Origin of the sequence: Streptomyces sp. NPDC001816, from assembly GCF_042892235.1 — a bacterium.
GTDB lineage: Bacteria > Actinomycetota > Actinomycetes > Streptomycetales > Streptomycetaceae > Streptomyces.
This window is the reverse complement of record NZ_JBIATY010000023.1, coordinates 78,246-90,772: the sequence shown is the minus strand read 5'-3', so window position 1 is coordinate 90,772 and position 12,527 is coordinate 78,246. Positions and strand designations below refer to the sequence as shown.

9 protein-coding genes and 1 pseudogene are annotated in these 12,527 nt (G+C 71.5%); 4 read left to right on the top strand and 6 right to left on the bottom strand.

The annotated features are described in order from the left end of the window. The first annotated feature begins 147 nt into the window (after positions 1 to 147). The 3 genes from ACFYZZ_RS44980 to ACFYZZ_RS44970 all read left to right on the top strand — a co-directional run bounded on the left by ACFYZZ_RS44980 (position 148) and on the right by ACFYZZ_RS44970 (position 5,593). Positions 148 to 3,129 (top strand): AAA family ATPase, encoded by a 2,982-nt coding sequence (locus tag ACFYZZ_RS44980; protein WP_389189832.1) that lies wholly within the window; start codon positions 148 to 150, stop codon positions 3,127 to 3,129. Positions 3,130 to 3,205: 76 nt separating this feature from the next. Then, positions 3,206 to 3,991, top strand: a complete 786-nt coding sequence (locus tag ACFYZZ_RS44975; protein ID WP_389189830.1) for a calcium-binding protein — start codon at positions 3,206 to 3,208, stop codon at positions 3,989 to 3,991. 849 nt (positions 3,992 to 4,840) lie between these two features. After that, the gene (locus ACFYZZ_RS44970) at positions 4,841 to 5,593 is read left to right on the top strand and encodes a carbonic anhydrase (RefSeq protein WP_389189828.1); all 753 of its coding nucleotides are present in this window, start codon (positions 4,841 to 4,843) and stop codon (positions 5,591 to 5,593) included. A 73-nt stretch (positions 5,594 to 5,666) separates the two neighbouring features. Here the strand turns inward: ACFYZZ_RS44970 and ACFYZZ_RS44965 are convergent, their stop codons facing one another. From ACFYZZ_RS44965 to ACFYZZ_RS44950, 4 genes and pseudogenes are all read right to left on the bottom strand, one after another. Beyond that, positions 5,667 to 6,383 (bottom strand): condensation domain-containing protein, encoded by a 717-nt coding sequence (locus tag ACFYZZ_RS44965; protein ID WP_389189826.1) that lies wholly within the window; start codon positions 6,381 to 6,383, stop codon positions 5,667 to 5,669. A 52-nt stretch (positions 6,384 to 6,435) separates the two neighbouring features. Next, positions 6,436 to 7,248: pseudogene (locus ACFYZZ_RS44960) on the bottom strand (condensation domain-containing protein); the annotation flags it as partial. A gap of 466 nt (positions 7,249 to 7,714) precedes the next feature. After that, a complete protein-coding gene (locus ACFYZZ_RS44955) occupies positions 7,715 to 8,053 on the bottom strand; it encodes a winged helix-turn-helix domain-containing protein (protein WP_389189824.1) in 339 nt (112 codons plus the stop codon). Next, positions 8,050 to 8,796 carry a hypothetical protein gene (locus ACFYZZ_RS44950; protein ID WP_389189823.1) on the bottom strand — a complete coding sequence of 249 codons (747 nt, stop codon included), beginning with the start codon at positions 8,794 to 8,796 and terminating at the stop codon, positions 8,050 to 8,052. The genes ACFYZZ_RS44955 and ACFYZZ_RS44950 overlap by 4 nt, the downstream gene beginning before the upstream one ends. A 91-nt stretch (positions 8,797 to 8,887) precedes the next feature. On the opposite strand from ACFYZZ_RS44950, the gene ACFYZZ_RS44945 reads away from it, so the two are divergent. Beyond that, positions 8,888 to 9,442 carry a DinB family protein gene (locus ACFYZZ_RS44945; protein WP_389189821.1) on the top strand — a complete coding sequence of 185 codons (555 nt, stop codon included), beginning with the start codon at positions 8,888 to 8,890 and terminating at the stop codon, positions 9,440 to 9,442. A 137-nt stretch (positions 9,443 to 9,579) separates the two neighbouring features. On the opposite strand, the gene ACFYZZ_RS44940 is transcribed toward ACFYZZ_RS44945, so the two are convergent. After that, positions 9,580 to 10,431 carry a lysozyme gene (locus ACFYZZ_RS44940; protein ID WP_389189819.1) on the bottom strand — a complete coding sequence of 284 codons (852 nt, stop codon included), beginning with the start codon at positions 10,429 to 10,431 and terminating at the stop codon, positions 9,580 to 9,582. Positions 10,432 to 10,583: 152 nt separating this feature from the next. Further along, on the bottom strand, positions 10,584 to 12,446 hold the full coding sequence (locus tag ACFYZZ_RS44935) for a M1 family aminopeptidase (protein ID WP_389189817.1): 1,863 nt from the start codon (positions 12,444 to 12,446) through the stop codon (positions 10,584 to 10,586). Positions 12,447 to 12,527: the final 81 nt, after the last annotated feature.

The following is a 12,527-nucleotide window of genomic DNA, read 5'->3' as shown; positions in this document are numbered from 1 at the left end:
GGGGGGGGGTGGGGGGCTCCCCGGGGTCTTCTCAACCCCCCGCCCCCCCCCGCCCCGGGGGGGGGCCCCCCGGGGGGCCCCCCCCGGGGGGGGGCCCCCCGGGGGGGGGGGGGCCCCCGGGGGGGGCCCCCCCACCACCGCTTTCGCATGGGAACCGGAACGTGTGCGGGCGACCTGCCACACGTCCCGAAATTCCGATTATCATCTGCGTTCATGCGTTCCCATGCGCCATCCTTGGTCGGGCGGGATCCCCAACTGGGCTTGCTTGAGCATGCCTTGTCCGACACCCGGCAGGGTCGCGGTGGTGTCGTCTTCCTCGTCGGCGAGGCCGGGGTCGGCAAGTCACGGCTGGCGGCGGAGGCCGTCGGCGGTGCGCTCGGGTCCGGGATGCGGGTGCTGCGCGGCCGCAGCAGCACGACGGGTCCGGCCGTGCCGTTCCGGCCGCTCACCGAGGCGCTGATGTCGCTGTTCCGCAGCGGTGAACCCCTCGACGACCTGGTCCTCGGGCCCTACCGGCCGGTCCTCGGGCGGCTGATTCCCGACTGGGACACCGGGGAGCGGGAGAGCAGCTCAATGGTGATCCTGGGCGAGGCGGTCCTGCGCCTGCTCATCGCCGCCGCCCGCGGCCAGGGCCAGCTCCTGCTGCTGGAGGACCTGCACGACGCCGACCCGGAGACGCTCGGCGTCCTCGAGTACCTGGTGGACAACCTGGAGTACACGCCGGTCCTGCTGCTGGCCACCGTGCGGACGGACTTCAGCGACGCCCTGGACCTGGCGCAGTCGGCCCGCCGGCGCGGTGCCGCCACCCTGGTCGAGCTGCCGTCGCTGACCCGCCCCCAGGTCCACGACATGATCGCGGCCCAGCTCGGTGTGTCCACCCCCGACGAGGTGCCCGCACCGGTCCTGCGGCGGCTGTGGGAGGACGGCGCGGGCAGCCCGTACCTGGTCGAGGAGCTGCTCCAGTCCATGATCGGAGCCGGCACGCTGGTGCAGGGCCCGGACGGCTGGCGGGCGGTCGGGGATCTACGCAGTGACGTTTCCTCCACGCTGGCCCGCGGCATCCTCCGCCGTATCGACCGGCTCGGCACACAGGGCCTCACCCTGCTGTCGGCCGCCGCCGTCCTCGGCCGGCGCTTCCCGCTGACCGTGCTGCAGCGCATGACCGGCGTCGACGACCGTGCCCTGCTCAGCCACCTGCACGCGGGGGTGGCCGCCCGGCTGGTGCTGCCCGACGAGCCCGCCCCGGACTGGTACTCCTTCCGTCACTCCCTCACCGTGGAGGCCCTGTTCACCCAGATGACGCCCGGTCGGCGAGCCGAGCTGGCCCGGCGGGGCGCCGAGGCGGTCGAGGAGCTGCACCCCGAACTCGCCGGTGACTGGTGTGCGTTGGCCGCGGGGCTGCGCTGCGAGGCCGGTGACACCGACGCGGCCGGGCGGCTGTTCGCCGAGGCCGGCGGGCGGGCGCTGGCGGCGGGCGCGCTGGGCTCGGCGGTGACCCTGCTCAGCCGGGCCGAGGACCTGCTGGCGTCCGGCAGTGATCCGCAGGCCCGGGCCGGGGTGCTCGAACACCTGCTGCCGGCGCTCGCCGAGGCCGGTGACTTCGCCCGCGCCTTCGACCTGGCCGAGGACCTCCATGTGCTCGACGGCTCCGGCCTGAGCGCGGCCCGGCTGGCGATCCTGCACACCCGGCTGGCCAAGGTGGCCCACACGGCGGGCCGTTGGAGCGACGGCAACCGGCAGACAGCCCGGGCCCGGAAGGTGCTGGCGGCGGCTCCGGACGACGCGGCCGCGGCGGCCGTCGACGTCACCGCCGCCTATCTCGCCCTGGACACGCCCGGCCCCGACCGCACCCAGCACGCCGAGAAGCTGGCCCGCTCGGCCGCCGACACCGCCGAGCGGTACGGGCTGCCCGTCGTCGCCTGCCAGGCCCGGGAGTTGCTCGCCACCGTGGCCCGGGAACGGGACCCGGAGGAGTCGCAGGTGATGCTGGAGCAGGCCCTCGCCACGGCCGAGCGGCACCGGCTGCCGTTGCAGCGCATGTACGCGGCCACCCGCATGGGCGGCAACGCCTGGCTGGCCGAGGGCGACACCTCGGGCCTGCTGGCGGCCCGCGCGGAGGCCCTGCGGCTCGGCTCGGTCAACATCGTGCACACGGTGGACGGCATCCTCGTCCTCGACGGTGTGCTGCGCGGCCGGTACGACTCCGCCCGCGAGGCTGCCGCCGAATGCCTGGCGGTCGTACGCCGGCTGCGGCTCGCCCCCGCGGTGCGCTACGTCCTCATGGCGCAGGCCACGCTGGAGGCGCACCTCGGCGACCGTACGGCGATGGAGGCGGCGCTGGCGGCGTTCGCCGAGTGGGACGGGTCCGGTTCGCAGGAGGAGCCGCTGTGCTTCGGCCTGGCCCGCGCCTGCTGCGCGCTGATGGAGGAGGACCGCGAGCTGGGCCGGGCGGAGCTGCGCGAGGTGCTGGCCCTGGAGGCCGGCAACCCCTCCACCTACCACCTCAGCGGCACCCACGGCCTCGTTCTGCTGCTGGACCTGCTCGCCGGGGAGGCGGACCGGGCCCGGCACGAGGAGATCACCGCCACCGCGGTCGCCCGGATGCGCTGGAACCGTCAGTTCGTGATGTTCGCCGACGCCGTGCTGCTGGGCCGCGAGGGCGAGGGCGCACGGGCCGCCGCCACGGTCGAGGCGGCGCTGGCGGTGGCGGAGCCGTATCCGATGGCCCAGCATCTCGGGCTGCGGCTGATCGCGGACGCGGCGCACCAGGACGGCTGGGGAGATCCGGTGGGGTGGCTGCGGCGGGCGGAGCACTACTTCCACGAACGGGACGCGGCGGCCGTCGCGGGTGCCTGCCGGGCCGGGCTGCGCCGGCTCGGCGCTCCCGTGCACCAGCACCGCTCGGGCACCAGCGGCATCCCCGAGCACCTGCGCGCGCAGGGCGTCACCGTCCGGGAGTTCGAGGTCTTCCGGCTGCTCGCGGAGCGGCTCGGCAACAAGGAGATCGCAGCCCGCCTGTTCATCTCGCCGCGCACGGCCGAGAAGCACATCGCGAGTCTCATGACGAAGACGGGGGCGGTCAACCGCGCGGACCTGTGCGCCCGGTCGGCCGCACTGCGAACCGCCTGACCCCGTCCGGCGTCCCTATTTCTCGTCCGGCCTCTTTCCCGATCCCGGGCGGACCACTCATCCTATGCGAGGACACATGCTCATACGTTCTGCCATCACCGCCCTGTCGGGCGCGCTGGTCCTGTCCGCCCTCGCCGCGACGACGGCCGAGGCCGACTCCGGCCAGGGGGACACCCACATCGTCAAGGTCGTCGTCAACGGCGGAAAGCCGGTCGTGGTCGGCGCCACCGGCTACAAGACCTTCACGCTGAGCATCACCGCCGCCGACAACTCGGGGATCAAGGACGCCTACGGATTGGTCTATCACGGCTCGTTCGACAACCCCGACGGCAACGCGGGGCCCGGCTCCGACACCCCGATGACCTGCTCCCCCGACCCCGGCAGCGAGACCACCTCCACCTGCACCACCGACATCACCATCGGCCCGCGTACGGCCCACGACAACTCCACCGCCGGCATCTGGCACGTGTGGACCTCCGTCGACGCCTACGACTTCGACTACATCAACCTGGACAGCGCGGGCACCTTCTCGATGAAACGTTCCGCCAGGCTGACCGCCGATGCCTCCCCGGAGCCGGTGGCCGCGGGCAAGGCCCTCACCGTCAAGGGCACGCTGACCCGCGCCAACTGGGACCGCGGAACCTACGACGGCTACGCGGGCCAGAAGGTGAAGCTGCAGTTCCGCAAGGCCGGGACGACCACCTACACCACCGTGAAGACGGTGACCAGCGGAACCGGCGGCGCCCTGAAGACCACGGCGACGGCCACCGCGGACGGCTACTGGCGCTGGAGCTTCGCGGGCACCGGCACGACCGGGTCGGCCAACGCCCCTGGCGACTACGTCCACGTCACCGAGAGCTGACCTGCGTGTCCTCCGGATCGGGCCGAGGACCTGATCCGGAGGACACGGCACGGCCCGCCTCCAGGGTGGGCATCTGTTGTTGCTCTTTCAGCTTGCCAGTTGATCGAGCTGCGAAGACACTGCAGGCCCGTCCGCAAACTAACCTCGACGGTTGTGCAGGCTCGTCGGACAGGGCATCACTGCCGGTCAACTGGGTTCGGTCGTGTCGGGAGCCGGCCCAGGGCATAGGTGATTGGTCAGACTTGCCGAGCCAACCGAAGCGCAGCCCGCGCCTCAGTCCCACTCAGCCCGGCAGCAACTGGCCAGCCTGTCGGGTCGCGGACTCCGGGCACGGTGCCCAGGCCTCTCTTCCCTGCCGCCTTGAGCACTGAACCGACCAGCTGCTCAGCCTCTCGAATGGCTTTTCTGCGAAGGCCCTCCGGGGAGTTCACTTCGACCAAAGGAAAAGACGGAGCAATGCGCGGTCATGAAGGTCGCGGTGCAGTTGCGCCAGCAGCGCCAGGTCGCGGAACTTTCTGACGAGGTTGGAGAGATCTTCAGATAGGTCGCGAGGTCGGAACACTGTGCATCGGTCTGCGTCCAGTGGACGAGGTCCTCCGCAGTGGTGAGGCCGGCTGACGCCAGTCGGTCCCGGCAGACCGCGAACGGGGGAAGGCCCAGGAAACTGTCCGTCTCCACCAGCCGGCGGAAGTCAGGATCGGCGGCCAGCCTCCTGAAGCAGGGTGCCGGTGGGCCGTCTGTGGCAATGTAGCCCGCGCCCGCTTGTGCCTGCTGCGAGGGCACCCACACCACGCTGAACCATTGGCCTGGTCAAGACGCAGGGACGTGTCTGATCGAGGGGAACGACCGATGGACAGAGCCGGACGTCCGGATCGTAGAGCGCTGCTTGCTGGCGGACTTGTGGGTGTCGCGGGCGCGCTCACGGGGTGCTCATCGACGAGGGCCGCCTCATCGGCGAGAGCCGCCTCATCGACGACCAGCGCTTCGCCGGAAGCGCGGCCCACCACGCCCGCCGCGGCATTCGCGAGGCTGATGGAAGGCAACAAGCGCTGGGTGAGCGGAGACCTTCAACACCCCGATCGGGATCCGAACCGTCGTCGGCTCGTGGCCCAGGAGCAGGAGCCTTTTGGGGCGATCCTCTCGTGTATCGACTCCCGAGTGCCGCCTGAACTCCTCTTCGATACCGGCCTGGGTGACCTTTACGTGATGCGTACCGGTGGGGAGGCGGTCGGCCCGGTGGTCACTGGTTCTGTTGAGTACGGGCCTATGACGAGTGACACCCCCCTCATCGTGGTCCTCGGGCATCAGCGCTGCGGCGCCGTCAAGGCGGCGTACAAGTCGCTTCATGACGGCAAACCGCTGCCCGGCAACCTGCAGGCGATCGTCAAGGCCCTGCAGCCGGCGTACGAGCAGGCAGTCAGGGAGGGCGGCGCCGACCCGGTCGAGACCATGACCCGCGCCCAGGTCAAGTTGACCGCGGCCGATCTGCGCTCCAACCAGGACTTGGCCCCACTCGTGGGAAAGGGCGCCCTTGCCGTGGTCGGCGCCTACTACTCGCTCGACACCGGCAAGGTGGAAGTCCTGGCCGGTGCGCCCTCCTGACCGGTCGGACGAGTCGAACGGGCGTTGTCCGGTCGGTGACGGGCGACCGGACCGCTCCCCGAGACGCCCCGAATCAGCTGACAGTCGGCATCACAGGCAGGGTCGACCACGGACCGCGGCGCAGCAGCACGCCCACCGGGCTGCCGGAGCCGATCCCGGCGGCCTTGAGCGCGGCGGCGAGCGCACCCGTCATGCCTTCCAGGTCGGCGTAGGTGACGCGGTCGTCACCGCAGATCAGCGCCGTGGCCTCGGACGGCCCGGAGAAGGTGACCGGGGGCAGCGGGCCGGCGGGCCGGTCGGGGGCGTGCCGCCACTCGGGGCGGGGGCGGGCCGGGCCCTCCGTGGGCAGGGTGCGCGCCAACTCCTGTACCGGGGTGTCGGGTTCGGCCAGGACGGCCCGCAGCAGGGCCACGTAGGCGCGGGCGAACGCCCGCATGGTGGCCGCGTCGAAGAGGGTGGTGGCGTACTGCAGGATGGCGGCGATGCTGCCGTCCGTGCGCAGGGTGAGGTCGAGGAACACGTCCAGCGGGGTCTCGGTCAGCGGCGGCTCGACCAGCTCCACGGCCAGGCCGGGCATACGGACCGGGCGGATCGGGCTGTTGAGCAGGGTGAACGAGGCCTGGGCCAGCGGGTGCCAGGAGAGGTCCCGCCCGCCGCCCAGCGCGCCGACCACCTGGTCGAAAGGGGCCTCGGCATGCGAGAGGTCCGCCAGCACCCGCCCGCGTACGCGGTCCAGCAGCGCGGCGAAGCCCGGCCGGACAGGTCCGTGCGCAGCACGACCTGTTGACAAGCGGGCCGATGAGACCGGTGGCACCGCGCTCGGCGCGGTCGGCGAGCGTGCTGCACACGGCGACGTCGGTGCGGCCCGACCAGTGGCCGAGGAGCGCCTGGTAGACGGCGAGCAGCAGCATGTAGCGGGTGGCGCGCCGGGAGCGGGCCAGGGCGTCGACGTCGGCGACCAGGTCGGCGGGCAGGTCGAAGCGGACGACATCGCCGGAGCCGTCCCAGACGTGGGGGCGCGGCCGGTCGGTGGGCAGGTCGAGCGGGGTCAGACCGGCGAGGCGGTCGCGCCAGTGCCCGAGCAGCCGTTCCATCCGCTTTCCGGAGAGCCGCGGGGCCTGGGAGCGGGCGAGGTCGGCGTACCGCACGGCGGGCGGCGCGACGGGCTCGCCGCGGTATCCGGCGGCGAGTTCGTCCAGCAGGACGCCCCAGGACCAGCCGTCCACGGCGATGTGGTGGACCTCGACCAGCAGCAGGTGCTCGTCGGGCGCGACCCGGGCGAGCGTGGCCCGGACCGGGTGCTGCGCGGACAGGTTCACGGGGCCGCCCAGGTACCGGGCGAAGAGGTCGTCGGGGCAGCCCGCCTCGGTCCGTTCCAGGACGATCCCCCCGGGGGCGTCCACGACCGGCACCGGCTCCCCGCCGACGGAGGTGAACCGGGTGCGCAGCACCTCGTGCCGGTCCACGATCCCGGACAGGGCCCGCTCCAGGCGCGGCACGTCGACGCTCCCGCGCAGCCTGAGGACCAGCGGAAGCATCGACCCGGTCAAATGTCCGGCCAGTTGGTCCAGGAACCACAGCCGGCGCTGCGCGAAGGATGCCGTGAGGGTGTCGCCGTCGGTCGGTGCCCCCGCGGGGGCCGGGCCTGCTGTCACTGTGCGCCTCCAAGCCGTGTTTTCCAGCAGACTGCCGCCGCCGCACGAGGGCTCATAGGGAAGAAGACGCAGCACCGGACGCAGACCGGACTGCCCGGCTGTACTTCCGGCCGGTTCGCGGGAATCCACCGGCCGCACCCGCTCCGTGCCCCCGCGTACCGGCCGGTGACGGGTTTGTTTCGGCCGATCGGCTCGGCATGACCGCCTTGACCGGGTGGGGTGGGCGGGGCGCCTCGACGGCCGGCGCGCTCAGCCGTGCGCCCCGGCCCCGGCAGCGCTCTAGTCGGGATCCGGACCGCCGACACGCTCCGGCACGGGGGCGGCCTCAGGACCGTACCGGCGCACCAGGCACAGCCCGTTTGATGGTCACGTACCCTCCCCAGGTTTCTTGGACGGTGTTCGGCATGCTGTCCCGCCGAGCTGCGACGGGAGTCGATCGTGACGGCCGTGCTTCCCGGTGTCCGGGCTAGGACTCCTGCGCTGAACCGCCTTGTTCGATCTGGTGGATGAGTCGCTTGAGCTGGGTGACCTCGTCCTTCAGGGCGCGGTCGCCGGCAGGGGTGAGGGAGAGCCAGGTGCGGGCGCGTTTGCCCTCGTAGCCCTTCTCGATGTGGATCAGTCCGGCCTTCTCCAGAACGGCCAGGTGCTGGCTGAGGTTTCCGGCGGTGAGGCCGAGGGCCGTGCGCAGGAAGCCGAACTCGACCCGGCGCGCCTGGTGCGCGACGGTGAGGATGCCGAGGCGGACGCGCTGGTGGACGACGTCGTCGAGGCTGTTGACCGGGTGCTGATCGGGTTCGGCGGTCATGAGACGTCGCGCCGGCGCGGCAGCTCGGCCAGGCCGAAACCGAGGGCACCGAGCAGGAGCAGCACACCGGGGACGCCGAAGTGGGGCAGGGCGGACCAGTGCGAGGTGAAGGGGATCCCCGCCCAGCCGTCGGTGAGCGGCACCAGCAGGACGGCCAGGTACACCACGGTGAGCAGCAGCAGGGTGCGGCTGCGTTCCACCCAGGACAGCACCAGCAGCGGCAGCCCGACGGTTGCGGGGTTCCCGGTGAGTCGCACGAGGAACTTCGTCACCCCGGAGGTGGGATCGAGCCGCAGGCCCAACAGGTCGACCGGGGCGCCGGGCCGGGGCATCCCCTGACGGATGCTCCAGATCTCGATGGCGGTCACCAGGCCGACCAGGGCGATCCCGGTGAGGATGTACGGCCGCACCGGGGTGCCGACTCCGCGGTTGCGGGAGCGGCGGATGTAGAAGAACGCCGTCGCGGTGTAGGCGAGGGCGAGTCCGAGAGGCCAGTAGACCGGCGAGCCCTGCGTGATCAGGGTGCAGCCGCCGCCTGTCGCGGGGGCGTTCGCCGGGCAGGGAACGGTCTCGACCTTGAAGGTGAAGCGGCTGACCAGGATTCCGCCCAGTGTGAGCGCGCCGAGCAGCAGCAGGGGGAACCATGCGCCGCGTTGGGCGGTGCGGACCTTGCGGGTCAACTCGCCCAGGCCGGCGAGGACTTCGTGAGGAGTGCCCGGCGACGGCACCGAAGCATCTGTCATGCAATCAGCTTTGCATCACAAACCAGTTGTGGCAAGAAACGAGCGATAACTCGGTGGCGAGGCCGGGCCCTGACAGATGACCATGCGACTCATGAGTGAAGAACCCGCGCGGTGGACCCAGGCAACCGTCTACCCCGACATGTGGACCGACCCGGACGACGATCCCCGCGAAGGACCCGCCCCGGAGGGCGAGTTGGCGACGCTGGAGGACTACCTGACGAGCTACCGCCTGACCCTGCGGATGAAGTGCGAGGGCCTGGACGCGGAGCAGCTGGCCCGCCGGTCGGTTCCGCCGTCCACGATGTCGCTGCTCGGCCTGGTGCGGCACCTCGCCGAGGTGGAGCGGGACTGGCGCGGCTGGATCACCGACGGCGACCCGCTGCCGAAGCTGTACGGCGTGCGTGACGGGGACTTCGACGGAGCCGTCGCCGAGCAGGCCGTGGTCGACGCCGCGTACGCCGATCTGGAGCGCGAGCAGGCCGCGACCGACGCCGCGCTGGCCGAGCACCCGGATCTGGGCGAGCGGTTGGGGAAGGACGCGATCTCGGTCCGGGAGCTGCTGGTGCACAGGATCGAGGAGTACGCCCGGCACTGCGGGCACGCCGACCTGTTGCGCGAGTGCGTCGACGGACGGGTGGGCCAGTGACGAGGCCGCCTCGGCTGTGACCTGAGCACGTCTCGAGGTCGGGCTCATGCTGCTGCCCGCACCATCGCCGAGGCTCTGGTGCGGGCGGGGGTGCCGGCGGACCGCACTCCATGGCTGGTGGAGTCGCCGGCGGCGCGTCAGCCGGTGGCGAAGTTCTTCACCTTGTCCAGGGAGCCGTTGAACCGGTCGTGGTCCCCGACGGTCGGGCCGGAGGAGGTGTACTGCCACATGGTGTACGACGACCAGCCCGCCGGCAGCGTCCCCGCCGACGAGGCGTATCGGGCGATCCAGAGCGGGTTGGTGTCACCGAAGCCCGCGTAGTTGCCGGTGCAGTCGCTCCACCAGCTGGTGGCGGTGTAGATGACGGCTTCGCGGCCGGTGCGCTCCTTGTAGCGGTCCAGGAAGTCGCGGATCCAGCTGACCATGCCGCTCCTGGACTTGCCGTAGCAGGCGTCTCCGTACGGGTTCCACTCGATGTCGAGCGCGCCGGGCAGGGTCCTGGCGTCCCTCGACCAGCCGCCGCCCTGGTCGACGAAGTAGTCGGCCTGTTCGGCCCCACTCGTGGTGTCCGGGGTCGCGAAGTGGTAGGCGCCGCGGACCATGCCGGCGTCGTAGGGGCCGTCGTACTGCTGCGCGAAGTAGGGGTTCGAGTAGTACGTGCCCTCCGTGGCCTTGGTGTAGGCCCAGCGGACGCCACTGTTCCACAGGGTGCTCCAGGCGACGTCGCCCTGGTAGCTGGCGACGTCCACGCCCTCGGTCTGGGTCACCCGGGGGACCGACACGGGGGCGTCCTCGTCGGTGGCGGCTTCGCCGTCGTGGGCGAGTACCCCCATGCCCATGTAGGCGCTGCCGCGCTCGACTGTGGACTCGGCCGCCGAGGGCACGGCCGCGGGGATCGACAGGGTCAGCAGGAGGCCGGTCAGGGCGCTGGCCACGGACCAGCGCGAGCGGCGGCGGTTTCGGCATATTTGGCTCGTCACGGGATCCATCAGACCCGCAGCCGTGCCGCCCCGCATTCCGGATCCGGTCCAACTACGCCATATCGGCCGGGTATTTACGCCAAGTGAGTGGCTGGGTCGTCCTACCCGCATGGTCATGGGCGGCGCCGGGCACGGCGCCGCCCATGACCGGCCGGTGCGGGTCAGCCGTCGATGCGGTGCTGGGTCCAGAAGGAGGTCAGGTCGGTGCTGGTGGCGGCCTGGGCGGCCGCCTTGAACTCGGCCGTGGTCGAGACGCCGTACCAGTGCGCGGCCGCGTAGTCCTTCAGCAGCTTGGTCATCGCCGTGTCGCCGAGGACGCGCCGCAGGTCGTGCAGGGCGCACTTGCCGTAGCCGTAGACCACGGTGGAGTACCGGGACGAGTGCGCGTCCCAGTAGGCCATCGAGTTGGTGATCTTCTCCGCGCTGGAGGCCCAGGAGACGCTGCTCCAGCAGTTGCTGCCGGTCTTGCCGAGGGCCAGGTCGGTGGCGTAGTCGGTGAAGGCCTCGTCCAGCCACGGGCTGGTGTACTCGTCGTCGCCGACGATGCCGTACCACCACTGGTGGCCGATCTCATGGGTGAGCGCCGTGGTGCTGACCAGGTCGAGGACGAAGCCGGGGTACTCCATTCCGCCGAACCAGTAGTTGTTGTCGATGACCGCGTCCAGCTCGCCGTAGGGGTAGGCGCCGAAGCGTGCCGCGTGGGCGTCGACGGCGGTCTTGGCGGTGCTGAGCATCGACTGGGCGCTGGAGGAGCTGATCCCCGAGACGGAGTAGATGTTCACCGGTACGCCGCCGGGCGAGGTGCCGGAGATCTTGGTGAAGGGCCCGGCGGCCCAGGCGAAGTCACGGACCTTGGACGCGGTGGCGGTGGTGACCGTACGGCCGCTGGAGCCGGGGGTGTCGGTGGAGGTGCCGGTGGCCGGGACCAGCAGGGTGCTGGGGTGGTCGAGGGTCACCTTGAAGTCGGCGGCCAGGGAGTAGAAGGACTCGCCGTTGTTGGTGTACGGGTCCAGGTGCCAGCCCGCGCCGTCGCGGACCGCGAGGACGGGCAGGGCGTTGCCGATGAAGCTGAAGGCGCCGTCGTGACCGAACCGGTCGGCGCCGCTGGGCACGGTGACGCCCAGGTCGAAGCCGATGGTGGCGGTCTGACCCTGGTTCAGCGGCGTCGGCAGGGTGACCTTCAGGGCGGTGCAGTCCACCGAGAGGCCACCCGCGGTGCCGCCGGTGACGTTGGTGACCGTGATCGGCATCGCCGAGCAGGTGCCGTGGTAGTTGTCCCACAGCCTCAGGTACACCTCGCTGAGCGCGGTGGCGGAGGCGTTGGTGAAGGACACGCTCTCGTGCCCGTTCCAGACGGTGCCGCTCGTGTCGCTGCTGAGGCTGACGGTGTAGGAGGGCGCGGCCGGGGTGCGGGCCGAGTCCGCCGGGGGCGGGGTGGTATCGCCGGAGGTGGCGAGGGAGATGTCGTCCAGGACGAAGCTCGTCTGGAGGCTGTTGTCCTCCGTTCCGGTGAAGGACACGTTCACGGTCTGGCCCGCGAACGACCCCACGTCGAACGACTTCTGCACGTAGCCGGTGTTGTCGTCGAGGTTCGAGTAGGTCGCCAGCGTGGTGCTGCCGATCTTGGCCGTCAGCTTGTCGTACGCGGTGGACGAGGTCGTCTCGTCGGTGTCGATGTGCAGCCAGAAGGTGAGGGTGGCGGTGCTGCAGCCGCTCGGGATGGTGACGCTCTGGGAGAGCGTGTCGGTGTGGGTGCTGCCGACACCGTTCAGCCAGGCGAAGGAGGAGCCGCCGTGGGCGCTCTCGCCGGCGCGGCTGGTGATGACGCCGGACGAGGACTGGGTCCAGGGCGAGGTACCGCTCTCGAAGCCGCCGTTGGTGACCGTCTGCGTCGGAGTGCAGGCGGCGGCCACCGGCTGTTCGGCGGGCTGGGCGGCGGCGGGGGTGACGGGGAGGGAGAGGGCGGCCAGCGCGGCGACGGTGAGGGCACCGGCGCCGAGGGCCTTGTGGGGGGTCGATCTCACACGCTACTCCTTTGCGGCGGCCGGGATTCCGGCCTGCTCGATGACCGCCCGGCCGGCTGGGGTACGCCGGGGCGGCCGCGG

What these genes read in the sequence shown, in the direction of transcription:
- ACFYZZ_RS44975 (WP_389189830.1), top strand. Translation starts at nt 3,206, where the DNA reads ATGCTCATACGTTCTGCCATCACCGCCCTGTCGGGCGCGCTGGTCCTG.
- ACFYZZ_RS44955 (WP_389189824.1), bottom strand. Translation starts at nt 8,053, where the DNA reads ATGACCGCCGAACCCGATCAGCACCCGGTCAACAGCCTCGACGACGTC.
- ACFYZZ_RS44940 (WP_389189819.1), bottom strand. Translation starts at nt 10,431, where the DNA reads ATGGATCCCGTGACGAGCCAAATATGCCGAAACCGCCGCCGCTCGCGC.
- ACFYZZ_RS44950 (WP_389189823.1), bottom strand. Translation starts at nt 8,796, where the DNA reads ATGACAGATGCTTCGGTGCCGTCGCCGGGCACTCCTCACGAAGTCCTC.
- ACFYZZ_RS44945 (WP_389189821.1), top strand. Translation starts at nt 8,888, where the DNA reads ATGAGTGAAGAACCCGCGCGGTGGACCCAGGCAACCGTCTACCCCGAC.
- ACFYZZ_RS44970 (WP_389189828.1), top strand. Translation starts at nt 4,841, where the DNA reads ATGGACAGAGCCGGACGTCCGGATCGTAGAGCGCTGCTTGCTGGCGGA.
- ACFYZZ_RS44980 (WP_389189832.1), top strand. Translation starts at nt 148, where the DNA reads ATGGGAACCGGAACGTGTGCGGGCGACCTGCCACACGTCCCGAAATTC.